Source organism: Bifidobacterium sp. KRGSERBCFTRI, from assembly GCF_025908335.1.
Window position 1 is genome coordinate 596,087 of the sequence record NZ_CP109653.1, and the last position, 23,410, is coordinate 619,496.

At 61.4% G+C, this 23,410-nt stretch carries 22 protein-coding genes and 3 tRNA genes; 21 read left to right on the top strand and 4 right to left on the bottom strand.

Translation table 11 applies throughout. The annotated features are described in order from the left end of the window. The first annotated feature begins 18 nt into the window (after window positions 1-18). From mtnN to OGI63_RS02405, 8 genes are all read left to right on the top strand, one after another. Complete coding sequence (gene mtnN / locus OGI63_RS02370; RefSeq protein WP_004268494.1) at window positions 19-711, top strand: 5'-methylthioadenosine/S-adenosylhomocysteine nucleosidase; 693 nt, start codon at window positions 19-21, stop codon at window positions 709-711. A gap of 31 nt (window positions 712-742) precedes the next feature. Then, window positions 743-1,966 (top strand): sensor histidine kinase, encoded by a 1,224-nt coding sequence (locus OGI63_RS02375; RefSeq protein ID WP_004268496.1) that lies wholly within the window; start codon window positions 743-745, stop codon window positions 1,964-1,966. Then, a complete protein-coding gene (locus OGI63_RS02380; protein WP_004268504.1) occupies window positions 1,963-2,670 on the top strand; it encodes a response regulator transcription factor in 708 nt (235 codons plus the stop codon). The genes OGI63_RS02375 and OGI63_RS02380 overlap by 4 nt, the downstream gene beginning before the upstream one ends. An 86-nt stretch (window positions 2,671-2,756) precedes the next feature. Then, a complete protein-coding gene (locus OGI63_RS02385) occupies window positions 2,757-3,872 on the top strand; it encodes a phosphate ABC transporter substrate-binding protein PstS (protein WP_004268505.1) in 1,116 nt (371 codons plus the stop codon). Window positions 3,873-3,876: 4 nt separating this feature from the next. After that, window positions 3,877-4,857, top strand: coding sequence for a phosphate ABC transporter permease subunit PstC (pstC, locus tag OGI63_RS02390; protein ID WP_004268506.1), 981 nt, complete (start codon window positions 3,877-3,879; stop codon window positions 4,855-4,857). Beyond that, window positions 4,854-5,846 carry a phosphate ABC transporter permease PstA gene (gene pstA / locus OGI63_RS02395; protein WP_004268507.1) on the top strand — a complete coding sequence of 331 codons (993 nt, stop codon included), beginning with the start codon at window positions 4,854-4,856 and terminating at the stop codon, window positions 5,844-5,846. The genes pstC and pstA overlap by 4 nt, the downstream gene beginning before the upstream one ends. 36 nt (window positions 5,847-5,882) lie before the next feature. Then, window positions 5,883-6,662 (top strand): phosphate ABC transporter ATP-binding protein PstB, encoded by a 780-nt coding sequence (gene pstB / locus OGI63_RS02400; RefSeq protein WP_004268508.1) that lies wholly within the window; start codon window positions 5,883-5,885, stop codon window positions 6,660-6,662. A 237-nt stretch (window positions 6,663-6,899) separates the two neighbouring features. Then, entirely contained in the window at window positions 6,900-8,294 is a 1,395-nt protein-coding gene (locus OGI63_RS02405; RefSeq protein WP_004268509.1) for an NCS2 family permease, read from the top strand. A 334-nt stretch (window positions 8,295-8,628) separates the two neighbouring features. Here OGI63_RS02405 and OGI63_RS02410 read toward each other — a convergent pair whose 3' ends face one another. Further along, window positions 8,629-9,552 (bottom strand): metal ABC transporter solute-binding protein, Zn/Mn family, encoded by a 924-nt coding sequence (locus tag OGI63_RS02410; protein WP_004268510.1) that lies wholly within the window; start codon window positions 9,550-9,552, stop codon window positions 8,629-8,631. A gap of 352 nt (window positions 9,553-9,904) precedes the next feature. Here OGI63_RS02410 and rplJ point away from each other — a divergent pair, with 352 nt between their 5' ends. The 5 genes from rplJ (at window position 9,905) to OGI63_RS02435 (ending at window position 16,695) form a co-directional block, all read left to right on the top strand. Continuing rightward, window positions 9,905-10,426, top strand: a complete 522-nt coding sequence (rplJ, locus tag OGI63_RS02415; protein WP_004268511.1) for a 50S ribosomal protein L10 — start codon at window positions 9,905-9,907, stop codon at window positions 10,424-10,426. A gap of 110 nt (window positions 10,427-10,536) precedes the next feature. Beyond that, on the top strand, window positions 10,537-10,917 hold the full coding sequence (rplL, locus tag OGI63_RS02420) for a 50S ribosomal protein L7/L12 (protein WP_004268512.1): 381 nt from the start codon (window positions 10,537-10,539) through the stop codon (window positions 10,915-10,917). Between the two features lie 225 nt (window positions 10,918-11,142). Further along, a complete protein-coding gene (locus tag OGI63_RS02425; RefSeq protein ID WP_012619698.1) occupies window positions 11,143-12,774 on the top strand; it encodes an FHA domain-containing protein in 1,632 nt (543 codons plus the stop codon). A 5-nt stretch (window positions 12,775-12,779) separates the two neighbouring features. Beyond that, a complete protein-coding gene (locus OGI63_RS02430) occupies window positions 12,780-16,418 on the top strand; it encodes a helicase (protein WP_012619699.1) in 3,639 nt (1,212 codons plus the stop codon). Window positions 16,419-16,452: 34 nt separating this feature from the next. Then, on the top strand, window positions 16,453-16,695 hold the full coding sequence (locus OGI63_RS02435; RefSeq protein ID WP_004268522.1) for a hypothetical protein: 243 nt from the start codon (window positions 16,453-16,455) through the stop codon (window positions 16,693-16,695). A gap of 18 nt (window positions 16,696-16,713) precedes the next feature. Here OGI63_RS02435 and OGI63_RS02440 read toward each other — a convergent pair whose 3' ends face one another. The 3 genes from OGI63_RS02440 to OGI63_RS02450 all read right to left on the bottom strand — a co-directional run bounded on the left by OGI63_RS02440 (window position 16,714) and on the right by OGI63_RS02450 (window position 18,570). Next, window positions 16,714-17,271, bottom strand: coding sequence for an SAF domain-containing protein (locus OGI63_RS02440; RefSeq protein WP_004268524.1), 558 nt, complete (start codon window positions 17,269-17,271; stop codon window positions 16,714-16,716). Between the two features lie 238 nt (window positions 17,272-17,509). After that, window positions 17,510-17,701 carry an FmdB family zinc ribbon protein gene (locus OGI63_RS02445; protein ID WP_004268527.1) on the bottom strand — a complete coding sequence of 64 codons (192 nt, stop codon included), beginning with the start codon at window positions 17,699-17,701 and terminating at the stop codon, window positions 17,510-17,512. 131 nt (window positions 17,702-17,832) lie between these two features. Further along, on the bottom strand, window positions 17,833-18,570 hold the full coding sequence (locus OGI63_RS02450) for a 5-formyltetrahydrofolate cyclo-ligase (protein WP_004268529.1): 738 nt from the start codon (window positions 18,568-18,570) through the stop codon (window positions 17,833-17,835). Between the two features lie 156 nt (window positions 18,571-18,726). Here OGI63_RS02450 and OGI63_RS02455 point away from each other — a divergent pair, with 156 nt between their 5' ends. The 8 genes from OGI63_RS02455 to OGI63_RS02490 all read left to right on the top strand — a co-directional run bounded on the left by OGI63_RS02455 (window position 18,727) and on the right by OGI63_RS02490 (window position 23,326). Next, window positions 18,727-19,410 carry a GNAT family N-acetyltransferase gene (locus OGI63_RS02455; protein WP_004268530.1) on the top strand — a complete coding sequence of 228 codons (684 nt, stop codon included), beginning with the start codon at window positions 18,727-18,729 and terminating at the stop codon, window positions 19,408-19,410. A gap of 21 nt (window positions 19,411-19,431) precedes the next feature. Then, window positions 19,432-20,655 (top strand): hypothetical protein, encoded by a 1,224-nt coding sequence (locus OGI63_RS02460; RefSeq protein ID WP_004268531.1) that lies wholly within the window; start codon window positions 19,432-19,434, stop codon window positions 20,653-20,655. 221 nt (window positions 20,656-20,876) lie between these two features. Next, a complete protein-coding gene (gene groES, locus OGI63_RS02465; RefSeq protein WP_004268536.1) occupies window positions 20,877-21,173 on the top strand; it encodes a co-chaperone GroES in 297 nt (98 codons plus the stop codon). A 389-nt stretch (window positions 21,174-21,562) separates the two neighbouring features. Further along, a tRNA-Tyr gene (locus OGI63_RS02470) sits at window positions 21,563-21,644 on the top strand. Window position 21,645: 1 nt separating this feature from the next. Further along, window positions 21,646-21,717, top strand: a tRNA-Thr gene (locus OGI63_RS02475). A 4-nt stretch (window positions 21,718-21,721) separates the two neighbouring features. Continuing rightward, window positions 21,722-21,795: transfer RNA gene (locus OGI63_RS02480), tRNA-Met, on the top strand. A gap of 46 nt (window positions 21,796-21,841) precedes the next feature. Next, window positions 21,842-22,012 (top strand): 50S ribosomal protein L33, encoded by a 171-nt coding sequence (rpmG, locus tag OGI63_RS02485; RefSeq protein ID WP_004268538.1) that lies wholly within the window; start codon window positions 21,842-21,844, stop codon window positions 22,010-22,012. Between the two features lie 66 nt (window positions 22,013-22,078). Beyond that, window positions 22,079-23,326 (top strand): FAD-binding protein, encoded by a 1,248-nt coding sequence (locus OGI63_RS02490; RefSeq protein WP_035136474.1) that lies wholly within the window; start codon window positions 22,079-22,081, stop codon window positions 23,324-23,326. The last annotated feature ends 84 nt before the right edge of the window (window positions 23,327-23,410 follow it).

A 23,410-nucleotide genomic window follows, 5' to 3' on the forward strand; every position in this document is an offset into this window, starting at 1 on the left:
TTGCAGCGAAGGAGAACCATGCAGACCGTCGCCATCATTTCCGCCCTCGACGAGGAAGCCGCACATATCGCGGACTCGCTTGACAACATGACCGTGACCGAGCGTGCGAGCCTCAGTGTCGCCCGGGGCACGTTGACGACCGATGCGGGGGAGGAACTCGACGTCGCCGTGACCGTGGGCGGCATGGGTTTGGTGAACGCGGCCGCCACCACGCAGTTCCTCATTGACCTGGTGCATCCCGAGGCCGTGATCTTCTCCGGCATCGCCGGCAACCTCAACAAGAGCCTGCACATCAACGACATTGTGCTCGGCAAGACGCTGCGCTACCTCGACACCGACATGCGCCTGGTGGGCCAGTGGAAGCCGGGCACCAGCGAGTTCCATTCCGACCCGGCACTGCTTCAGATCGCCGAGGGCGCCCTTGACGAGATGGGCATCAACCACATCCAGGGCACCATCGCCTCCGGCAACTACTTTGTCGACACGCCGCAGAAGGTGAGCCAGGTCATCGAACAGACGCATGCGGACGCCGTCGAGATGGAAGGCGCGGCCGTTGCCCATGTGGCCGCGCGCAACGACGTGCCGGCGCTCGTCATCCGCGCCATGAGTGACTCTGCCGACACCGACTACGAGGAGTTCAAGGACTTCGACATCTCCGAATACGCCGATACGGCGGCCCGTCTCGTTGTGCGGATTCTGCGCGGGATGTGAATGGGGCACCGGTTCGCGATGGAAGGGCGTCATGACACCAGGTGAGATTGCCATGGCGATTGCCATGGGCGTGCTGCTCATAGCTGGGGGCTATGCCATCGCCTACCGTGCCGGTCGCAACCGGGAGCGCGAGCGGGAGCCCAGTGAGGCCGCGTTGTTCGCCGGGCATGCCGATGCCGATGCCGTGGATGGCGAACGCCGCATGCTTGCGATGCTCGAGGAGGCCGTCATCGTCACCGATTCCAGCGCCAATGTGCTCGTCGCGAATGAGGCGGCCATTGAACGTGGCCTGAGCGTGGACGGTCTGATCGTGGACGCCGGCATTCGCGATCTCGTGCAGGAGGCGGCGCAATCCGACGCGGCGGTGGAACGGGAGCTCGAACTCGCCCGAGATTCGCAGCGGCTGCATGTGGCCGTGACCGCGCAGTGCACGGCCGACGATCGGGTGACGGTGGTCTGTGCCGACACCGGGTACCGACGCAGCGTGGACCGCGTACGGCGTGATTTCGTGACCAATGTGTCGCATGAGCTCAAAACGCCGGTCGGCGCGATCATGCTGCTGGCCGAGACGATTGACGATGCCGGCGACGACGTCGACATGATCCGCCATTTCGCCGCGAGAATCGGTGTCGAGGCGAAACGGCTCGACGGCCTCGTGCGCAGACTCATCGAACTCGGCCGCATGCACGGCGATCGGGCCACGACGCGACGCACGGTGGATGCGCGGGAACTCGTACGGCAGGCGATCATCGACACCGAGGTCACCGCAGGGGCACGCCATACCATGGTGCGCATGCGCGATGACGCCGGCGAGAATCATCCGCTGCCGGTGACGGTCGATGCGGCGGCGGTGCATATCGCGCTCAAGAACCTCGTGGAGAATGCGATCAACTACTCACCCGAACATGCCGAGGTCACTGTGGAGGTCTCCCGCGGGGAAGACCAGGCTCGCATTCGCGTCGTCGATCACGGCATCGGCATACCCCGGCAACTGCAGGGCCGCATTTTCGAACGGTTCTACCGGGTGGACCCGGCGCGCTCGCGGCTGACGGGCGGCACCGGGCTTGGTCTGTCAATAGCCAGCCATCACATTCTGGCCAATCAGGGCAAACTCGAGGTATGGTCGAAACCAGGGGAGGGGTCCACATTCACGGTAATGTTGCCGTTGGCGATGCGAGACGATGACACCCCATGCAATCGGGATGCGGATGCCGAGGGCGATCCGGACGGAACAGGCAAGGAGGCCGACAGATGACGCGCATTCTCGTGGTGGAAGACGAACCTTCCTACCTCGACCCATTGCTCTACCAGCTCACCCGTGAGGGGTACGAGGCCCATGGAGCCGCCACCGGGGAGGAGGCGTGGGAGCTGTATGAGGAGATGGAGTTCGACCTCGTGTTGCTCGACCTCATGCTGCCCGGCATCTCAGGCACCACACTCTGCAGGCGCATGCACGAGCTGCGCCGTGTGCCGATCATCATGGTGACAGCGAAATCAACCGAGAATGATGTGATCGTAGGGCTCGAAATCGGTGCCGACGACTATGTGACCAAACCGTACTCCTTCCGCGAACTGCTCGCCAGGATCCATGCGGTGTTGCGTCGCAGTCTCGAGCCACGGGCTTCTGGAACACCCGGAGGGAACGATGAGACGCTTACATGCGGGCCCATCGAGATGTCGGTGGCCTCGCACGAAGTGCGCATTCACGGTGAACTGACCCAGTTCCCGCTCAAGGAATTCGAGGTGCTCGAATACCTGATGCGCAATAAGGGCCGCGTGCTCACCAGACAGCAGCTGATCGGCCGCGTCTGGGGCAGCGATTACGTGGGTGACACGAAAACGCTCGACGTGCATGTCAAGCGCATCCGGGCGAAGATCGAGGCCGATCCGTCGAATCCGGCACTGCTGACGACGGTGCGCGGTCTCGGGTACAGAATCTGCGACGAACGTTCACGCTAAATTCACCGTTCGCCTCAATACGACTCCCCACCCTCCTCTACACTGAATTGGTTGGATACAATGGCATCGTGACCAAAGGAAACCACATGCGTAGCAATCTTGCACGGCGCGTGCTCGCGGCACTGTGCGGCATGGCGTTCATTGCCACGACCACGGCGTGCGGAGACAACACCGATCCGGCGAATCGCCCGGTCGCCAACGCCTCGTCGATCTCAGGCAGTTTCGCAGGAGCAGGGGCCTCCTCGCAGCAAACGGCGGTCGAGGCATGGGTGGCCGGCTACCAGAAGACGAATCCGGATGCGCGAATCTCCTACAATCCGTCGGGCTCAGGTGCCGGCGTGGCCACATTCCTCACCGGGGCGACCGTATGGGCCGCCTCTGACAAGCCACTGGATGCCAAACAGGTCGAGGAGTCGACATCGGTATGCGCCGGCGCAAGCGCGTTCGACGTGCCGGTGTACATCTCGCCGCTCGCCATCGTGTTCAATCTGCAGGGCGTCTCCGATGCCGGCAAACACATCAACATGGATGCGGCCACCATCGCGAAGGTGTTCGACGGCAGAATCACACGGTGGAACGATGCCGAGCTCACGGCGCAGAACCCCGGACTCAGCCTTCCCGATCTGCCGATCACCGTCGTGCATCGCTCCGACAAATCGGGCACCACGCTCAATTTCCTCGAATACATCAAGGCGGCTGCGCCGGCCGATTGGCCGTACGAGCTTTCGGAGAACTGGCCCAACGACGTCGGGCAAGGCGCCAAAGGCACCTCGGGTGTGATCAGCACCATCGACCAGGCGAACGGCACCATCGGCTATGCGGACTTCTCCCAGGCGGGAGGCATGGGAACCGTCGCGGTGCAGGTGGGCGACACCCCTACCGTGATCTCGGCCGAGGCCGCCTCGAAGGCAGTCGCCGACTCCACACTCGACAAATCCGTTCCTGGCAAACACCGTGTGGTGCTCGACATCAACCATACGACCCGCGTGACGGGCGCCTACCCGATCGTGCTGGTCTCGTACGACATCGCATGCCCCGCCTACACGGATGCGAACACGGCGCGATTCGCCAAATCCTGGCTGAGCTACGTCACCAGCGAGGAAGGGCAGGCGCAGGCGATGAACGCGACCGGATCCGCGCCATTGCCCGCCAACATCGCCAAATACGTGCGTGAATCCATAGACGCCATGGAAGTGAAGTGAGCATATGTCATCGGCACCGAAACCACCCGCACAGCCAGCCGCAGACTCGTCGCTGACGAAACCGGTCAGCGGCGAGAAAGCCGACCGCATCTTCCGCGGCATCGCCTACGCATGCGGCATACTCATCCTCGTCGTGCTCGCCGCAGTCGCGCTGTTCCTGCTGTTCCGCGCATGGCCGCTCATCGGCGGAGACCAGCGGACGAACAGCGACGTCATCTCGAGTTTCACCGGCGGCAAGGCGACGAGCTTCTGGGGCTACGTCGGCCCGCTGCTGTTCGGCACCGTGCTCGTGGCGGCGCTCGCGCTCATCATCGCGTTCTTCGTCTCGATAGGCATCGCGCTGTTCATCTCGCACTATGCGCCCAAACGCCTCGCGGCCATGCTCAGCTACATCGTCGACATTCTCGCGGCGATCCCGTCCGTCATCTACGGCCTGTGGGGCGGCCTTGTGCTCGTCCCGGCAATCTATCCGTTCTGGAACTGGATCGCCGAGCATCTCGGATGGATCCCCATCTTCGCAGGCCCGGCCTCGAACCCGCCGCGCACCGTGGCGACGGTGGCACTCGTGCTCGCCATCATGATCCTGCCGATCATCACGTCGATCACGCGCGACATCTTCCTGCAGACCCCCAAGCTGCTTGAGGAGGCCGCCCTCGGCCTTGGCGCCACCAAGTGGGAGATGATTAAGATGTCGGTGCTGCCATTCGCCCGCTCGGGCATCATCTCGGCGTCGATGCTCGGCCTTGGTCGTGCGCTCGGCGAGACGATGGCCGTGCTCATGATCCTCTCGCCGGGCCTCAAATACTCGTTCAAACTGCTGCAGGCCTCGCAGAACCAGACAATCGCCGCGAACATCGCCGCGCAATACCCCGAGGCCGATAGCATCGGCGTCTCCGTGCTCATCGGCACAGGTCTCGTGCTGTTCGTGATCACGTTCCTCGTGAATCTGCTGGCACGCCGCATCACCGAGAAAGCGAGCAAATGATGAGTGAACCGCAGTCCACGCCGCACGCCGATGCGGCACCGGTGATCGACTTCGACAAATTCAAGCCGACGCGTTCGTACACCGCCGCGCGCAAACGCAAGGACATGGTGATGCGCGCGCTCATCATCCTCGCGTTCGTCGTCGCGCTCATCCCGCTCATCTCTGTGCTGTGGACGACATTGGCGCATGGCATACGCCGACTCAACTGGGATTTCCTCAGCCACAACATGACGAACGTGATCGGCGGCAACCAGACGCCGTCGGGCGGCTACGGCGGCATCCTCCATGCGATCATCGGCACGTTGGAGATCACGCTGGGCGCGATGGTCATCTCGATCCCGATCGGCGTGATGTGCGCGGTCTACTTGATTGAATACGCGGGCAAATCCAAGCTCGCGCGCACGATCCACCTGCTCGTCGACGTGATGAGTGGCATCCCGTCCATCGTGGCCGGCCTGTTCGCCTACTCCATGTTCGCGATCCTCGTCGGTCCCGGCACGCTCAACGGTTTCGAAGGCTCGGTGGCGTTGTCGCTGCTCATGATCCCGACCGTGGTGAAGACGACAGAGGAGATGCTCAAGATCGTCCCCAACGACCTGCGGGAGGCATCGCTGGCGCTCGGCGTGACCAAGCAGCGCACGATCACGAAGGTCGTGCTGCGCACCGCCCTTTCCGGCATCGTGTCGGGTTCCATCCTCGCCATCGCCCGCGTGATCGGCGAGACGGCTCCGCTGCTCATGACCGCCGGCTACATCGTCTCGACGAACGCGAATCTGTTCTTGGGTGAAATGACCACGTTGCCGGTGTACGTCTATCAGGAGTATTCGAAGTACCATGCGAACTGCCCGGCCGACGCCGGCAGCGGCTGCGTCACCGCCATACCGATGGAGCGTGCGTGGTCGGCCGCGCTCGTGCTCATCGTCATCGTGCTCATCCTCAACCTCATCGGACGGATCGTCGCGAAGGTGTTCGCGCCGAAGAAGAAATAGCACGCCAACACCATCACACCTAGATAAGGAATACGAATGGGACAACAAATCGACATTCGCCATCTCAACATCTATTACGGCAGTTTCCTTGCGGTCGAGGATGTCAATCTGCATATCGCCGCGAACAAGGTGACCGCGTTCATCGGGCCGTCCGGCTGCGGCAAATCCACCGTGCTGCGCACGCTCGACCGCATGCACGAGATCACGCCGGGCGCCCACGTGAAAGGCGACGTGCTGCTCGAGGGCAAGAACCTTTATGCAAAGGATGTGGATCCGGTGGCCGTGCGGCGTGACGTGGGCATGGTGTTCCAGCGGCCGAATCCGTTCCCCACCATGTCGATCCGTGAGAACGTGCTCGCGGGGGTGTCGCTCAACAACCGCAAGATCTCGAAGTCGGATGCCGATGACCTCGTGGAGTGGGCGTTGCGCGGCGCGAATCTGTGGAACGAGGTCAAGGATCGCCTCGACAACCCCGGCATCGGGCTCTCCGGTGGCCAGCAGCAGCGCCTGTGCATCGCTCGCGCCGTGGCCGTGCATCCGCAGGTGCTGTTGATGGACGAGCCATGCTCGGCGCTCGACCCGATCTCCACGCTCGCTGTCGAAGATCTCATCGAGGAGCTCAAGCAGGACTACACGATCGTCATCGTCACGCACAACATGCAGCAGGCCGCCCGCATCGCGGACTATACGGCGTTCTTCAACCTCAAGGCCGTGGGGCAGCCCGGGCACCTGGAGTATTTCGCCGATACGTCGACGATGTTCAACAACCCGCAGAACGAGGAGGCCGAGCGCTACGTTTCGGGCCGCTTCGGCTGAGAGAGAGGTTTGTTCCTGTGCCGTGGGGCTGGGCGGATGCGGGGCATCTTGCTGAGGAACGCCACGGAACGCGGACAACCGACGAAGCGGGAGACCTGCGGCCGACTGGGGGCATATCCGTGGCATAACGCGCCCATGTAACGACCGTGTTTTACACACCCGTGCTAGTTTTTAGCTGTCCTGTCGTTTGCGGCGGGGCGGCAGAAAAGAGTTCACGAGAAGAATACAGGGTTACTCATGGAGAAGTTTTTCCATTTGAAGGAAAACGGAACGTCGGTTTCCACTGAGGTCATGGCAGGCCTCACGACGTTCTTCGCAATGTCTTACATCATCGTCGTCAATCCGCAGATCCTGTCGCAGACGGGTATGCCGTGGGGCGGCGTCTTCCTGGCGACTATCATCGCAGCCATCATCGGCACGCTCGTCATGGGCCTGTTCGCGAACGTCCCGTACGCGCAGGCTCCTGGCATGGGCCTCAATGCCTTCTTCACCTACACCGTGTGCTTCGGTCTGGGCTTCACCTGGCAGGAAACGCTTGCCATGGTGTTCCTGTGCGGTCTGATCAACATTCTGATCACCGTGACCAAGGTGCGCAAGATGATCATCAAGGCCATCCCCGAACCGCTCCAGCAGGCGATCGGCGGCGGCATCGGCCTGTTCGTCGCCTACGTGGGCCTGCTCAACGTCAACTTCATCACCTTCACCCCGAAAGACACGAAGGCAGCCGGGCAGGGCCTCGCAACCGGCGCCACCCCGGGCATGGCCACGCTCAACAGCCCGGTGCTGTGGCTGTTCCTCATCGGCCTGCTGCTCGCCATCGTGTTCACGATCCTCAAGGTCAAGGGCGGCCTGCTGCTCACAATCATCATCACCGCCGTCATCGGCATCCCGATGGGTCTGACCACCATGAGCAACTCCGTTTCGCTCGGCGAGACCTTCTCGCAGCTGCCGCAGACCTTCGGCGCCCTGTTCACCGGCGAGGGCTTCGGCTCGCTGTTCTCCGACCCGGCCAAGCTCCCGCTCGTGCTGGTGACGATCTTCGCGTTCTCGATGTCCGACACCTTCGACACGCTGGGCACCTTCATCGGCACCGGTCGTCGCACCGGCATCTTCTCGAAGGCCGATGAGGAGTCGCTCGAGAACGGCCATGGCTTCTCGTCGAAGATGGACAAGGCCCTGTTCGCAGATTCCATCGCCACCTCGATCGGCGCGATCTGCGGCACGTCGAACACCACCACCTACGTCGAATCCTCGGCGGGCATCGCCGCCGGCGGCCGCACCGGCCTGACCTCCGTCATCGTCGCTGCCTGCTTCGCCGTCTCCGCGTTCTTCGCGCCGGTCATCTCCGCCGTGCCGAGCGCTGCGACCGCGGGTGTGCTCGTGATCGTCGGCTGCCTCATGGCCGCCTCGCTCAAGGAAGTCAAGTGGGACGACATCACCGAGGCAATCCCGGCGTTCTTCGCCGCCGTGTTCATGGCGTTCTCCTACTCGATCTCCTACGGCATCGCTGGCGGCTTCATCACCTACTGCATCGTCAAGGTGTGCAAGAAGAAGGCCAACGAGGTGCATCCGATCGTGTGGATCGTCTCCGCGCTGTTCATTCTCGACTTCATCTGCATGGCCGTGCTCTGACGGCCGCAGCGGAATCGCATCAAATAAGGCCCCGGCTATCCGGGGCCTTATCGTATGTTGTGAGCCGCTTGCCGCCAGACAATCTGCTGAGTTGTCTGCGTACTTGGTTTGTCTCAGGGTGAGCGGCTGGGTGAGACAAACCAAGTCATGAGAACCGGGTTTGTCTCACCTAGAGCGCGTCAGCGAGACGAACCAAGTCGCAGGAACTTAGTTTGTCTCATATGGAGCGTCTCAGTGAGACGAATCCGGTCATGACAACTTGATTCATCTCATTGAGGGTAGATTGGCGAGACAATCCACCCCACTGCAGCTGCATTTGTCTCGCTCGCGCCGATTACTTCTTCTTCTGCGTGGCCTGAATCTGCTCGGCGATCGCCTTCAGCCACTCGTTGAGCGTCTTGTACTGGCTTGGCATCTGTTCGGTGATGTCGACCACTGGGATGTTGCCCGAGTCCGCCGCGTCCGTCAGCTGGTCGCTCAGCTGGGACTTCTCCTGCGAATTTGCGATCAGCATCTTCATGTCGCCCTTCTTGAGCGCCTCGGTGAAGCTCTTGATGTCGGACGCCGTGGGCTCGCTCTCGTTGCTCGTCGCGTTCTTGTATCCCTTCGGCGTGACGTCGGTCATGCCCATGTCCTGCGCGAGGTAGTCGCCCACCGACTCTATGGCGCCGTACGGCATCTTGCCGTCGGCCTGCGCGACGGTCTGAAGCTGCGCTTCGAGATCGTCCTCCTCGGTATGCCAATCCTTGTTGAGCTTCTCGAATTCCGCCTTCTCGCTTGGCATGAGTTTGATGTAGGCGGCGGTGATCTCATCCGCCGTCTTGTTGCGTACGGCGGCGGAGAACCACACATGCGGATTGTCGCCGGTCTTCTTGCCTCCCGCGGCGGCCGCGTCGATCACGATCGCTTTGGACTGGCCGGCCGCCTTCGCCGCCCACTCGTCGTAGCCAGCGCCGTTGAGTATCGCGACCTGCGCATGCTGGAACTTGGAGATGTCGTTGGTCGAAGGCTCGTAATCGTGCGCATCGGTGCCGGTGTTGTTGAGAATGCTGGTGACGTCCACATACCGGCCGCCGAGTTGCTTGGCCACGGATCCCCACACGTTCGTCGAGGCGATCACCGTGATCACCTTCTCCTTGTCAATCTGGGTATCTCCGGCCTTTGAGTTCGAGCAGCCGGCCACCGCGAATATTGTGGCCAATGCGGCGAGCAGAATCGTGAGTGTGCGCAACAGTCTCTTCATATATTCATTCTCCATTCCGGGGTTTCTTCGAGTCTAACGGCATATGCAATGCCGCTGTATCTGTTTGCAGATTAGCAGAAAGTGAGAATCGTTCTCAATAGCAGTGTTGCGACACGCCGATGTTCACGAAATCCGCCCATATGGTTCATTTGTCGAGATGACTGTGTACCTTAATTCCCGTAAACCACAGACCGTTGGTTGAGCCGTGCGAGCGGTTCAATAATTTGGTTCAAGCCAACGCAGGTTGAGAAACATACTCCCGTCACCGGGAAGCCGATTGCGGCTGGATGATGCTCTGCCTGTGTGCAGGGCAATTTTTTTGCCCGCGCTTGTTCCGAAGTCAACGGCCGACTTAGGAAGGAACGCCATGAAGAGGCCCGAAAAGGAAGCGGTGGTTGCCGAGCTTACGGAACAGTTCCGTAACGCCAGCGCAGTCTACCTGACCGAGTACCGCGGGCTTACCGTTCCGCAGATCTCCGATCTGCGCGAAAAGCTAGGCCGCGATACTTCCTATACCGTGGCAAAGAACACGCTGTTCCGCATCGCTGCCAAGGAAGCTGGCATTGAGGGTCTCGACGAGATGCTCAAGGGTCCTTCCGCCGTTGTCTTCGTCGATGGAGACTTCATTGAGGCCGCGAAGGTGCTGCGTGACTTCGCCAAGACCAACAAGGCTCTGATCGTCAAGGGCGGTTTCGCAGACGGAACCGTGTACGACGCAGAAGGCGCCAAGCAGCTCGCAGACCTCAAGTCTCGTCCGGAACTGCTTGCCGAACTCGCCGGCGCGCTCAAGGGCACCATGTCCAAGGCCGCCTACCTGTTCAACGCGCTGCCCACGAAGGTCGTTCGCACGATCGACGCCCTGCGCGACAAGCAGGAGAAGGCTGCCTGAGACCCATCGCCTCGCGGCGTGAGTCTTGTATTTTCCGGAAAACAACAAAATTTGAGGTGTTGGCCACAACCCAATAATCCGGTCAACGCCATGATTGAAAGGAAGCCATAATGGCTAAGTTCACCCAGGATGAACTCCTCGAAGCTTTCGGCGAGATGACCCTCGTTGAGCTGTCCGACTTCGTCAAGGCCTTCGAAGAGAAGTTCGACGTCGAAGCCGCCGCTCCGGTCGCCGCTGTCGCCGCCGCCGCTCCGGGCGCTGCCCCGGCCGAGGAAGAGAAGGATGAGTTCACCGTCGTCCTCTCCGCCGTTGGTGACAAGAAGATCCAGGTCATCAAGGCTGTTCGCGCCATCACCAACCTCGGTCTGGCCGAGGCCAAGGCCCTCGTCGACGGCGCTCCGAAGCCGGTTCTCGAGAACGCCAAGAAGGAAGACGCCGAGAAGGCCAAGGCTCAGCTCGAAGAGGCTGGCGCCACCGTCGAACTCAAGTGATCCGTGCGGCTTGGCCGCATGACACCGCGTTCGCAGCTCAGGCTGCAAGAGGCTCCCGCATCGATATGCGGGGGCCTCTTTTCTTACCCTGTAGCGAGAAAAGCTCGCTCAATCGCTCCGGTCGCACGGTTTTGTTCACTTGATTGGTAGAATTGCTACAGACAAGAGGCGAGCGCGAATCGCAGATGCCAATACGACGGCGAACGCAGGAAAGGGTGGCCAACGGTGAGCAGCGAGCAGGGTGCTACAACCAGGTGGGTGATTCTTGTAGACGGCACACAATTGGCGAGTGTGGAGCCCGGCACAACCGTGGAGATCGGCCGCAAGCCATTGCGACCCTTGCCGGACGACGGCAAGAGACGCGTCGAGATTCTCGACGACTCCCGCTCCGTGTCGAAAAGGCATGCCCAGCTTATGGTGGCGCTCGATGGCCGTGCCTTTCTGCGTGACCTGAACTCCACGAACGGAACCTTCGTGGTGCGTGCTGGCGACGAGCTCGTGCGGCTGCAGAGTGGAGTCGATTATCCGCTGCAGTCGGATTCCGTACACGTGCAGTTCGGCGACGTGCCCGTGGATTTCACCAAGTTCATTGAAGACGACGATTCCACGAAAGACGACGCACCGGTGGTCAATCTGTTCGACTATGCAGTGGAGGGTTCGTCGAACGAGCCCGAGGCGGCAGACATGTCGGTGGACGACATTCTCAATCTGCGTGCCGGAGAGCCCACCGACATTTTCAATGCGAGCATGGTGCGCGCGCGTGCCAAGCGCATGCATGACGCCGAACAGCAGTCGTTCGTGCCGTTCACGCAGCCGATCAACCCGTTGCCGATGCAGGATCTCGACGACAGTGATGCCGGTGATGCCGCGCCGCGCGATCTGTTCGCCGATGCCAAGGACGTGGCCGAAGGCAAGATCTCGGAACCGGCGGCGGCCCAGGAGCACCCATACATTCCGAAGATGTCCGACAAGCCGAAGCATGCCGGCGCGCCTGCCGACCGTCTGATCAGCGTGAGCGAACTCGCCTCGGCGCATCCGCGAAGCATGCCACAGCCTCAGGAGAACATGCCGGAGCCTGCTGCGGAAGTAGACGCCGCATCCGAGTCGATCGTGGTGGAGCAGACCTCCGTCACGGAGGAGACGACACAGGAAGAACCTGCCGAGCCGGTCGCCGCAGAGCCCGCTGCGCAGGGCATTGGCGAGCACGGCGAGAGCGTGCAGCCATCTGCGAATGCACCCGCTGTTGAGGAGCCGGACGGGAATGCGGAGGAATCCGCGGCAGCCAGCGAGCAGGCGCCCGTAAGCGACGAGGAATCGCGCCAGAATGAGGAACCCTCCGGATCTGCGGGCACCACCTCCGACGAAGCTGCGTCGGAAACGGAAGTGAACGGCGACATCGCGTCACTCGCCGCGCAGGATGTGTCGCAGGACGAACAGGAATTGCGCGGCGACAACGCACCCGAGGTGGCGACGGTGACGGTGGATGCCGCGGACGTGGACTACTCCCGGTTCCAACGGCATGACGAGCCGCAGACGGACGAGTCTGCAGAGGGGGAATACGAGCCGGCGTTCGAACCCGGATCGGTGTTCGAGAAGGTGGCGAACGGCGATTTCGCCAAGTCGGAGCCGCTGGTCTCGGTGGCAGGGTTCACCTCGGACGACGCGCGGCGCAGCGACGACTTCTCGGAGCAGTTCGAAATGGCACGGCACCCGGAACTGCTGCCGTTCCTGGCCATGAACCCGTCGCTGTACGACGATCTGTACACATGGCTCGCCGCACAGGGCAATGCGGATATTGACGAGGCGCTCAGCAAGAACGCAGGATACGAAGACTATCGCAAGGCAATGGGGAAGTGAGCTCGATGTCGAACACCGATACACCAGAAACGAAGGCCCCTACGAGCGGTTCCATAGACAAGTTGCGCCGCTGGCGTGACGAATACAGGGCGAGCCTCATGGCCTCGCCGTTGGAGGATGTGAACCAGCTGAGCGCCAAGCTCGACCTGACCCATGCGCACCCCTCGGGCATCTCACAGCTGTTCGCCAGCGGAAGTGCCCCGTTGCATTCGCTGTTCCGCGACAGCGGCATGCTGCGCGCGGCGGCACGGCGTACCGAGCGTGTGCTCGACGACCAAAGCGCCAAGAAGCGCATCAGCGGCGTTGCCGAGCTCTCCCTGGTGGTGGGCGTGGCCACGTGGAAGGGCAACAAGATGCCGGTGCTGCTCTACCCAGTCGAGGTGGTGCGTGACGGCACTCCCGTGGAGAACCATACGACGATCACCTTCACCGGTCATGTGCGCCTGAACTCGGCCTTCCTCAATGCCATGCGCGAGAACGGTGTGAATCTCGACGAGCGCGCGCTGTTCGATGGCTCGAACTATGCCAGCGGCACGCCGGAGACGGCTGCAGTATTCGCGGTCATCACGAAGGCGGCGCAACAGGTGTTCGCCGACTTCTCAATCGAACGGCAGATCATTCTCGGCTGCTTCGTCGACCCATCCACACAGATCCTCATGGAAAGCCGCATGATCATCGAGCGGCTGGCACGTGGTCCGATCAACAATGTCATGCTCAATGCCCTGGCCGGCTACCCGGAAGCCATCGAGCAACTTTCGCGGATCACCCTTCCACCGTATAGCCCCTTCGACGGCGACCCCCACTCCGAATACGAGGTGGGCGATGTCGACAACACCGTGCGTTATGCCGCCAACGTGGCGGCCGCCGGCCATTCGCTGTTCGTCGACGGCACATTGGGCAACGACACCGCCGAGCAGGCCGCGTCGATCGCCTCCCGTTGCATCATGGCCGGCCGGTCCGTGCTCTACGTGCCATGCGTCACCTCGCAGAAGCGCACATTCGCCATGCTCATGAAGGCCAACGAATTGGGCGAGCAATTGCTCGACGTGGCCAACCCGAACGCCAATGCGGCCATCGACCACCAGCTCATCAGCGCGGTGGGATACCAGCAGGGCGTCGCCACCTCGCGTTTCGAACAGCTCGCCGATGAACTCGTGGGCGTCCGATCCCGCCTCACCCGCTATCTGGGAGACCTGCACGGCGTGAATCAGACGTGGGGCGTCTCCGCATACCAGACGATTCAGAACCTCGCCAGCATCTCCGAATTGCCGGCGCACCCGATGACCCGCGTACGCCTCACGAAGGAATGCGCGCTCGCCATAGGCAAATCGCTGGATGAGTGGGCCAAGAAGCTCGAACGTGCCGGCGAACTCGGCGAATACTCGGTGGGGCCCGATGACACCGCATGGTACGGTGCGTCGCTCTACAGCGAGGAGGAGGCCATCGACGCCTACCAACGCGTGGTGAACGTGCTGCGATCCCTGCTGCCGGCCACGCGTGAACAGGTCACCACCACCGTGAAGGTGTGCGGCTTCTCGATTCCGCAAACCGCCGATGAGTGGAGCAAGCAGGTCACCGTGCTCAAGAACCTGCGCCGTGTGCTCGACGTGTTCCAGCCTGAGATATTCGAGCGTGACATCGATGCGATGATCGAGGCTACGGAGTCGAAGCAGGAGCGCAAGACGAGCGATTCGCAGATGGGCTTCTGGGATCGTCGCAGGCACATCAAGGAAGCCAAGAGCATGCTGCGCGTGGGCGCCCAGGTGGAGGACCTGCACGAGGCATTGCTGGTGGTGAAGCGTCAGGGCGAGCAGTGGCGTCTGTTCGTGCCGCATGGCGGCTGGCCGGTGCTGCCGCCGAAGCTCGACGACATCATCGCCACCCAGGAACAGCTCATGAGCAATCTAACGGCCCTTGACACCGTGCTGGCCACCACGCCGGCCGGGGCGGAGCTCCAGCAGCAGGACTTCAACGCACTGGAGGAACGTCTCAAGGCCCTATTCGACGACCGCAAGGCTCTCGACACCCTGCCGGAACGTTGCGTGATCGAACGCGAGCTCAAGCGCGCCGGTCTCGGTGAGCTGGTGGACGACCTACGTGAACGCAAGGTCAAGGTGGACGCCGTGAGCAACGAGCTCAGACTGGCATGGTGGACCACCGTGTTCGACGACATCGTGCATTCCTCGGCCATCATTTCGAACCAGGACGGCTCGGCATTGCAGGCGGCCTCCGACCGCTTCGTGCAGGTGGATGTGGAGCATGTGCGCTCCATTGGCCCCATGATCATGCAGGAATCGATGCGCAGGCTGTGCGACCTGCTGTTCTCCCGCACGCAGGAGGCCAACATGATGCACACGGCCCTCGCTGGTGCGTCGAGCATTTCGTTGAGCCGCATCCATCAGGACCATCCGGAGATTCTCGCTGCCGCCAAACCGGTGATCATGGCCACGCCGGCCACGCTCGCTGCCGTGACAAATCCGACGCCCATTGCCGACGTCGTGATCATCGATGCCGCGGCACACCTGCCGTCGGTGCTGCTGCTCAGCATTCTGTGCCGTGCACGTCAGGTGGTCATCCTCGCGCATCGCAGCACGGTGACCAGTGAGGGCATCGGCATGCTCATGTCAATGCTGCCGAACATCTCGGTAGCCTCTCACCCCACTCGCCGTGATCCGCGCGTGAATCGTTTCCTCGAGGAACAGGGCTACGGCAAGGTGAACACCGATGTCGTGCGTGAACCGATGCAGGGCCATATACGCTTCCACAAGATCGAGGCCGCGGGCGTACCGCTCATGGCCAGCGGACTCGTGGAAAGCAGCCAGCAGGAGATTGCCGAAGTGGTGCGCCTCATCACCCAGCGCGCGCAGACCTTCACCCTCGTGCCTCCGAGCTATTTGCTCACCGTCGTGTGCCTCACCTCCACGTTCCGCACCCGCTTGGGAGCCGAACTGCGCTCCCTGGCGGCGAAGAGCGAGGCGATGGGTCGATTCCTGCGCCATGTGCGCATCGTCGACATCGCCGATGTGGCCGGCGCCCGCGCCACCGACGTGATCCTGTCGATGAGCTATGCCAAGACCACTCATGGTCGCCTGCTCCAGCAGTTTGGCGTGCTCGAGAACAACGGCGGCCGTGGCATGCTGCTCGATGCACTCGCATTGTGCGATCACCATCTCGACATTGTCAGTGCCTTCGGAGCCAGTGACCTCGACGACGATCGTCTGCATCAGGACGGCCCCAAGATGCTCAAGGTGCTGCTGCAGTGGGCCGAGGACCTCGACGAGGCCAATGTGGTGCGTCCGGCGATTAAGCAAACCGACGAGAACGTGCTGTTCAACGATCTCGCGACCCGCATTCGGGAACGCGGTCTCAATGTGGCTGTCGACTATGGCTATGATGGCGGCATGAAGCTGCCCATGGTCGTTGGTCTCAAAGACAAGCCGTTCGCGCTGGCTGTATTCACCGACGACGCCCAGTTCATGGGCATGCAGTCCACTCGGGAGCGTCACCGCATTCTGCCGCAGGAGATCGAAAGCCTCGGCTGGTCCGTCATGACCATATGGAGCGTCGGCGCCTTTGTGAACCCCGAGAAGGAAGTGGACCGTGTGGTCGCACGTCTCGGCGAGATTTACCAGGACAAGCAGTGACTTCGATCGGCGACAACTACCGAGTAGGCAGGCTATGACCAACAAGAACGAGGAACCGACCTCATCCCACGATGCCGCGCGTCCGTATAGCGCCACGCGCCGTACACCCCGCGTGCACCGGCGCGTCGTGCATCAGGGCACCGAGCGGTTCGACGCCGACGGTGTGAAGCCGGAACCTTCCGAGATGCAGACGGCACAGCAACGCCAAGCTGATGACGATAAGCGCATTCTCGGCGAACTGCCCCCGCATTGGGCTGTATTCGAGGAACGCCAATAGCGGCTGGGCGTATGGCCCTCATGACGCACCTCGTGCCGCAATCAATGTGCCATGCTCCTGTGCGGCAAGCACCTGCAACGCCTCCACGGCGCTCATCGCCATCTGCGTCACTGTCGAGCCGGTGTCGTCGAGTCTCGGTTGTGCCATTACCACCGCGTGACTGCTCACTACGCACCCTTCTGGCGAGGCGCGGGCATCGTCGGCGCATGCCTGTGTCGAACGCAGTTCCACCACGGTGCCAATAGGGAAGGAATGCTGCCCGAGTCCAAGTCGCACATCGATCACGGTATGGTGCTCGGGAACTTGGGGAAGCTCACCGACATCGGTGGTCAGTAGAATATCGCCCTTCTCGATGCGGGTCTGCGTGACCAGCCCCACTGCGTCGTCCGGGCACCCCAGTGCATGGCGCAGGGCGTCATGGTCGGGCATCTCCACCATCTCCACATCGCCGGTTGCAATCACCAGACCGGCATCGAGATCGCGCGCGGCGACCACGGCCTGCCGTGTGGCCGTCGCCAGTGCCACGCATTGCAGTGTGCAGAACAACGCCACGCCTACAGACAGCGCCAGCAGCATGTGGCGAAGCTGCCACAGCAGTCTGCGAGTCTGTAACGACACGCCATGCCTTCTGTCTTCGGTTTCGGACGAAGGCAGGAATCTGCGAGCGAATCGTATAAGAAAAGCCATCATGGTTCCATGATGGCTTGGTGGGATGCGCGAATCCAGCGTGACGGGTGATTGTGGTTAATTAACGGCGTTACTTAATATACAGCGTTACTAATCTACAATGGGTCGACCTGTAAAGGGCATCGCGTCACTTCGACGAGCTATGGCTGTCGGTCCGGTAGAACCCGCTGCCTTTGAACGTGATCGGCACAGCGGCATACACTTTATGCACCTGCTCGGCGCCGCACTGCGGGCATACCTTGATCGGATCGTCGCTGAACGACTGCTCCTTCGTGAAGTCATACCCGCACTTCTTGCAGCGGTAGTGATAGATAGGCATTCCAGACTCCTTACCCCAAACGAATACCGGTCTCGCTCAGACATATCCTAATACGGGAGCCGACACAATGGCCGCATGCACCCGGCGCGCGCAACGGGAATTCCCCTCCGACAACAGCAGTGCGGGCCATCTTATTCGTCAGGTTCACCGGCAGGGGAGTCGCACGAAGGGTCGTCGGTGTGAGCGCGGGTTGGGCCAGTCGAGCCCAATCGTGTGAATCCACGGGGCGTGAGCACGGCATTCATGCGCACATCGTGCTCCTCGCAAGGCAATGGGGCGTCCACGAACTCCCATGGCCAGCACATGGCCATCAGATCAGCCTGCGGACCCGCGAACCGGAGCGCACGGTCATACCAGGCGGCGCCGCGCCCCAAACGCACGCCGGCCGGATTGACGAGCAACGCGGGAACAATCACCGTGGAACACATCTGGAGCGCCTCCGGCGGGTACGTCTGGCCTTCCGGTTCGCCCGGGCGACGCGTTTGCGCATGCGGAAACAGCGACGGCTCCATCTGATCGACGGCGACCTCATCAGGCACATGCAGGCGCAGCAGATCGTCGAGGGAGCGCAGCACACCCCAGCCCAGATCGAGATCGACGCCCATTTTCGGCACCAGCACCGTGTAGCCACAACCGAGCGCGATTGACAGCAGTGGAATCGTGCTGATTTCAGTGCCCATGGAGACATGGCAGGCAATGATGCGCGAAGGTGATTGGAATAGGCCGGCCTCGCAGGCGATCTGCGCACATTGCTCGCCCGCCTGCATGCTCATGCTGAGCGACGTGCCACGCCTTCGCACGAACACCTCATGGCGCAGCATGCGTTTCGCCTCGGCCACGTTCGTGAATTGCGCACCCCCATGCGGCATTGCGTCGATTTCCACGGCAACCCCCTGTGAAACCCTGACTTCCTGTGACTTATAGTAGCGGAAAACTACTATGCGGATGGCTGCCGTCTCAAAATATATAGACAGAACGGTATCGCATGTCGGCGTAAGAAGCTGACGGCGTGGCACAATGTTGGTATGTCGGTATTCCAAGCCTTGCATGATGTGATGAAACGCCGCAGGAACAGCGCCTTCACGGCGCCATTGACGCTCAAATCCCCTGCCGGTTCGCCCGACCTCACGCTGAGGACGATGGACGCGGCGGATCAGGAGGAGTGGGGTCGCCTGCGCAGTGTGAACGAGCGGTGGCTGGCGCCATGGGAATCGTCGGACCCGCACGGCACCGAGCCGCTCACCTTCAAATCGTGGGTCAACAGGCAGCGTGAGGAGGAGCGTGAAGGCACGTCGATCATCTTCCTGATGGAACATGAAGGTGAAATTGTTGGGCAGATTTCGCTCGGTGCGATTTACCCCGGACCTATGCGCACCGGAATCATCGGCTACTGGATCGACGAGGATCATGCCGGGCGGGGACTTACGCCGCTCGCCGTGGCCATGCTCGCCGACTGGGCGTTGCTGGACCCGACGGGACCGCAGCTGCACCGTCTGGAAATAGATATAGTGCCGGAAAATGAGCGTTCCCGCCGCGTGGTGCAGAAGGTCGGGGCGAAGTACGAAGGCGTGCGCCGTCAATATATGTATGTGCATGGGGAGTGGCGCGACCACGAGTCGTACAGTCTGCTGGACACCGATGTGCCACAGGGGTTCGTGCATCGTCTTTTAGGCGACACGCCCGGAGAATCGCTACACAACTTGTCATAAGTTCTTCTATTCTTAGGAACTATGGATTACGAGTCGCTCAGCACCATTGTTCTGGTGGTGATCGTCGCCATCCTCATGGTGTCTTGGCTGCCCAGACGGACGGTTCAAGGCATGAAGCAGGTGATCAAACACCAGTCCGACCGGTACTCGGCCTCGCTTCATCTCATAGATGAGGGCGATGGCACCAGATTCTCGGATGCGCGGACTGTCGAGCTGAAAGGGACGCCCATGGCTTCGCCACACACTGTGCGGGACCGCGAATATGTGGCACAGGTGCGCGATCTACGTCGCGCTGCAGCACGCCGACGCAAGATTCTCGTCGGGGCGTTGCTGGGCATCTCGGTGCTCGTGTTTGTGCTCGCGGTGATTCTCGTCTTCAGCCCATACTTCACTCTCATACCTATTGCACTCATGTGCGTGGTGCTCGCACTGGGGGCGCATGCCTCCCGACAGGCCCGCGAATGGGAGGACAGACACGCGCAGCGGCAGCGTGAACTCAAGGAACGCAAGGTGCGTGAGAACAAGCGTGTCGTGGAGGAGCGCACGCGTGCGGCACATCCTGAGCCTTCGGCCCGCAGGCAGATGCAAGACGGTTCGCAGACCGACGTCATGGAGGCACGTGAGATTCACCAGGCCTTGCAGCGCGCCCGCGAGGAGCAGGCACGGGCGATTGCGCGACGCAAGGCGCAGGATACTCGTGACCATCATGCGGATGAGGCGTCACTGCGCTCCGGCATGCGTGCGGAACATGCCGACGTCGATGCCGCGGTGCAGGCCGCCGAAGAGGCCACTCATAATCCAGGGCATCTGACGATTCGCGAGGAGCGTGCAGCGCAGATGAGCGATGAGACGAACGAGCTCGCGCAGATCAATGCGTCGTCGGCACCGGATGCCTTCGACATGGCGGTGAATCAGGACCTCATCTCGTTCTCGCTTGGTTCCGATCCGTTCGACGGGCCGGAAGTCGTTCAGAGCATGGAAATCAAGTCGACCCGTCAGGTCTCCAAGGCCGTGCCGAAGGACAGCTCATCGGCCAAGCCGGCGGATGCCGGCGCTGCGGAATCTCGGGATGCCGCAGCCGACAACGCCGACGTAAAGGAGGCGCAGACCGTCTCCGCCGTCTCGGTGAACGACTCGGTCGCCTTCCACAACAGCGAGGCGCAGGCGAATGTGGAGGCCCCGGATGCGTCCTCCGATTCGCTCGGTGTGGATTTGCAATCCATTCTTGCCAGACGCGGCAACTGAAACGCCAAACCTGAATTGCAAAGCCGGCCGGAAGGTCGGCTTTCGTGTTCCTGGGACATTGGCGTCAGCTGTTCTCTCAAAGCGTTAGCACTCGAGTTGGCAGAGTGCTAACGAACGCGCTACTATGTGTGAGTAGCGCAAAGGAGTGTGCAACGGTGTTCGTCAGCCGCCGCCGCATGTTCTGGCGCGGAAATACTGAACTCTAGAAAGAGAGGCGCGCAGTGTCGTTCCCACTCACACCGTTGGAAGACAAAATCATCGTCAAGCAGGCGGAGGCCGAGACCCAGACCGCATCGGGGCTGATCATTCCGGACAACGCCAAGGAGAAGCCGCAGCAGGGTGAAGTCCTCGCCGTTGGCCCAGGTCGTCGCGACGACGAGGGCAAGCGTGTTCCCATGGACGTCAAGGTCGGTGACAAGGTGCTGTACTCGAAGTACGGCGGCACCGAAGTCCACTTCAAGGGCGAGGAATACCTCATCGTCTCCGCTCGCGATTTGCTCGCGGTGGTCAACGACTGAACTAGTTCGAGCTAGTCCTGCCTTTCGAAGCCGGTCCGTTGCGGGCCGGCTTTTCGTTTGTCTGGCGTCTCTGTTGGCCTTTCCGTGTCACTGTGCGCAATGTGGACAATGAAGGATGCCGCACACTGGCTGTTTCGTGCCTGCGTGCACGATATGACCGTGGGGCGATGTAACGTACGGGCGGTGCGCCCGCATCCGCATCGTTGGGTGCCTCGATATCTGGCGTGAGTGCTTTGAATAGGCGCAGGCGGAATCGGACTGGATATGGCGCGGGAGCTCGAAGCCCGGATTGTGGCGAGCATGTGAATGCGACACGCCGAGGGTTGCTGATGTACGGCTTATGTGCCATACTAGCCAAGTTGCCGGTTGAGACCTCAACCGAAAACGATGGCGGATTTCCCAAGCGGTCAAAGGGACCTGACTGTAAATCAGGCGCTTCGTGCTTCAGTGGTTCGAATCCACTATCCGCCACGCCTCGATAGCTCAGTGGTAGAGCACTTCCTTGGTAAGGAAGAGGTCGTGAGTCCGATTCTCACTCGAGGCTCGATGGCGGGATAGCTCAGCTGGCTAGAGCGTACGACTCATAATCGTAAGGTCAAGAGTTCGAGTCTCTTTCTCGCTACTACGTCGGGTAACCGGCAGCTTAACGACAAGATGAGGTGAATTCAATGGCAAGCAAGAGCGCAGACATTCGTCCGGGCATCACGCTGGCGTGCACCGTGTGCAAGGAGCGTAACTACATTACGACCAAGAACCGCCGTAACACCCCGGATCGTCTCGAACTCAAGAAGTTCTGCCCGAAGTGCGGCAAGCAGACCCTCCACCGCGAGACCCGCTGATCCAAGGCTTCTAAGCTAATCTTAAAACCCGGCCAGATGGTCGGGTTTTTTGTTACTGTGGGCTGTATGACAAGTTTTGCTGAACTCACCACCATGGATGTTGGTGGCTATATCGAACGTTTCGTCGAACCGACCACACGCGTGGCGCTGATCGAGGAGGTGGAGGACGCCGACTCCAAAGGCATTCCGCTCTGCGTGATCGGCGGCGGTTCGAACATGCTCGCCTCTGACGACGAATTCCACGGTGTGGTGATCCGTGACGCACGCCGCAACATCATCGTGCCAGATGAAGCGGCCCCCGTTGAAGGCGGCGACTACACCGTGCATGTGAACGCGGAGGCCGGCGTGAACTGGGACGACCTCGTACAGTTCTGCGTGGAACGGGGACTTGAAGGTCTTGAGGGGCTTTCCGGCATTCCGGGCACGGTTGGCGCGAGCGTGGTGCAGAACATCGGCGCATATGGCCAGGAGGTCGCCTCCGCGGTGGAATCCGTTGAGGTGTGGGACCGCGAGGAGAAGAAGACGCTCGATATGAGCAATGTCGACATGCAGTTCGGCTACCGGTTCAGCTTGCTCAAACGCAGCATGTACAAGGCTCCTGGCGTCCCGAACGCGCAGTATTACCCGACGCCGCGCTATATTGTGCTGTCCGTGACCTTCGCACTCGTGCACACCGGAACCGGCACCGTGAACTACCCGCAGCTGGCGAGCGCGTTGAATGTGAATCTACATGACCGCATGCCCATCGACCGCATCCGTGCCGCCGTGCTCGAGGTGCGCGCCTCCAAAGGCATGCTTGAGGACGCCACGCGGTACCGTGAGCCTATCATGATGGGCACGAAGCGCGCAGACCAGGTGGAGGCTGCCATCGCCGCCCAGCATGCTTTCCGTGAGCAGCATGATGGTGCCGCTCGGGACATGATCATCGACATCGCTTCCGACACCGGCACGAATTCCGATCCGAACCGCCGTTCTTGCGGCTCCTTCTTCATGAACCCCATTATCAGCGAAGCTGACGCTGCCCGTCTGCCAGAGGATGCGCCGCGCTTCCCGGCCACGTTGCCGGATGGCTCGACCGGAGTGAAGACCTCCGCCGCCTGGCTCATCGACCATGCCGGCTTCCACAAGGGGTACAAGCTGTCTGACGATGCACGGGCGGGCCTGTCTACACTCCATACGCTGAGCATCACGAACCGCGGTGGCGCTACCTGCAATGACATCGTCAAGTTGGCCGATGCGATTCGCGATGGGGTGCGCAAGCAGTTCGGTGTGACGCTGATTCCCGAGCCCGTGCTCGTGAACGTGACATTGTGACGGTGCCGGACAATCTGGACCGTATTCCAGATGGTGCACACCCGTGTTCTGTGTTCATACGGCGATATTCGAAGAAACGCCCAT

Bases quoted from the DNA above. Each gene is read 5' to 3' on its own strand.
- mtnN (WP_004268494.1), top strand. From the start codon at position 19: ATGCAGACCGTCGCCATCATTTCCGCCCTCGACGAGGAAGCCGCACAT.
- OGI63_RS02375 (WP_004268496.1), top strand. From the start codon at position 743: ATGACACCAGGTGAGATTGCCATGGCGATTGCCATGGGCGTGCTGCTC.
- OGI63_RS02380 (WP_004268504.1), top strand. From the start codon at position 1,963: ATGACGCGCATTCTCGTGGTGGAAGACGAACCTTCCTACCTCGACCCA.
- OGI63_RS02385 (WP_004268505.1), top strand. From the start codon at position 2,757: ATGCGTAGCAATCTTGCACGGCGCGTGCTCGCGGCACTGTGCGGCATG.
- pstC (WP_004268506.1), top strand. From the start codon at position 3,877: ATGTCATCGGCACCGAAACCACCCGCACAGCCAGCCGCAGACTCGTCG.
- pstA (WP_004268507.1), top strand. From the start codon at position 4,854: ATGATGAGTGAACCGCAGTCCACGCCGCACGCCGATGCGGCACCGGTG.
- pstB (WP_004268508.1), top strand. From the start codon at position 5,883: ATGGGACAACAAATCGACATTCGCCATCTCAACATCTATTACGGCAGT.
- OGI63_RS02405 (WP_004268509.1), top strand. From the start codon at position 6,900: ATGGAGAAGTTTTTCCATTTGAAGGAAAACGGAACGTCGGTTTCCACT.
- OGI63_RS02410 (WP_004268510.1), bottom strand. From the start codon at position 9,552: ATGGAGAATGAATATATGAAGAGACTGTTGCGCACACTCACGATTCTG.
- rplJ (WP_004268511.1), top strand. From the start codon at position 9,905: ATGAAGAGGCCCGAAAAGGAAGCGGTGGTTGCCGAGCTTACGGAACAG.
- rplL (WP_004268512.1), top strand. From the start codon at position 10,537: ATGGCTAAGTTCACCCAGGATGAACTCCTCGAAGCTTTCGGCGAGATG.
- OGI63_RS02430 (WP_012619699.1), top strand. From the start codon at position 12,780: ATGTCGAACACCGATACACCAGAAACGAAGGCCCCTACGAGCGGTTCC.
- OGI63_RS02435 (WP_004268522.1), top strand. From the start codon at position 16,453: ATGACCAACAAGAACGAGGAACCGACCTCATCCCACGATGCCGCGCGT.
- OGI63_RS02440 (WP_004268524.1), bottom strand. From the start codon at position 17,271: ATGCTGCTGGCGCTGTCTGTAGGCGTGGCGTTGTTCTGCACACTGCAA.
- OGI63_RS02445 (WP_004268527.1), bottom strand. From the start codon at position 17,701: ATGCCTATCTATCACTACCGCTGCAAGAAGTGCGGGTATGACTTCACG.
- OGI63_RS02450 (WP_004268529.1), bottom strand. From the start codon at position 18,570: ATGCCGCATGGGGGTGCGCAATTCACGAACGTGGCCGAGGCGAAACGC.
- OGI63_RS02455 (WP_004268530.1), top strand. From the start codon at position 18,727: ATGTCGGTATTCCAAGCCTTGCATGATGTGATGAAACGCCGCAGGAAC.
- OGI63_RS02460 (WP_004268531.1), top strand. From the start codon at position 19,432: ATGGATTACGAGTCGCTCAGCACCATTGTTCTGGTGGTGATCGTCGCC.
- rpmG (WP_004268538.1), top strand. From the start codon at position 21,842: ATGGCAAGCAAGAGCGCAGACATTCGTCCGGGCATCACGCTGGCGTGC.
- OGI63_RS02490 (WP_035136474.1), top strand. From the start codon at position 22,079: ATGACAAGTTTTGCTGAACTCACCACCATGGATGTTGGTGGCTATATC.